We start from the raw sequence: 712 nt of genomic DNA, 5'->3' as shown, positions 1-712 counted from the left end.
TAGGTAGAGTGTGTGCATAAAACTTTCTTTTTTAGGGGACACAACACCACCCAAAACCCACCCCAAAACCACACCACCCACCACCACACCACCCCCACCCAACCCCCCCCCAACCCCCCCAAACCCAACACCACCCCCCCCACCAAACCAAAAACACCACCAAACACCAACCCAACCAAAACAAAAACAACCACAAAACACCACCAAAAAAACAACACACCCAAACCAACAAAAAAACCAAAAAACACAAAAAACACCAACAACACAACACCAAACAAACCAAAAACAAAAACAACAACCCCCCCCACCACCCCCAAAACAACCCAACCCACCACAAAAAAACAACCCAACAAACAACCACACAACACACACCACCCCAAAACCAAACCACCCACCAACCCAAAACAACAAACAACCCCACCCAAACAACAACAACAAAACCCAAACCAACAAAAACCCCACACTAAGCAAAAAAACAAACAAACAAAACACCCCCCACTGAATAAAAATATAAAAAACAAAGAGAAGAAAAATATGTACTTAAAAACACTTGACGGAAAACAGAACAGGGCAACCACAGAAGGGCTACCCATTAATGCAGCTGTTGGTTGCAACGCCACCAATCCCGATACCAACAAAAACAACATTCACCACCTACCAAAAACCAGTCCACCCAGCCAACTTACGCACGGCTCACGCCACCCTGCTGGAA

Annotated in this window: 1 protein-coding gene; it reads right to left on the bottom strand. The window is 45.6% G+C overall.

Annotation, left to right across the window (positions count from 1 at the left end):
• Positions 1–31: 31 nt before the first annotated feature.
• A complete protein-coding gene (locus tag ACTHTY_RS11335; protein ID WP_440367705.1) occupies positions 32–445 on the bottom strand; it encodes a hypothetical protein in 414 nt (137 codons plus the stop codon).
• Positions 446–712 lie beyond the last annotated feature (267 nt).

This window comes from Neisseria sp. P0019.S002, from assembly GCF_051957155.1.
Classification (GTDB): domain Bacteria; phylum Pseudomonadota; class Gammaproteobacteria; order Burkholderiales; family Neisseriaceae; genus Neisseria; species Neisseria perflava.
The sequence above is the reverse complement of the archived record's forward strand: the minus strand, read 5'-3'. Positions and strand labels throughout refer to the sequence as shown.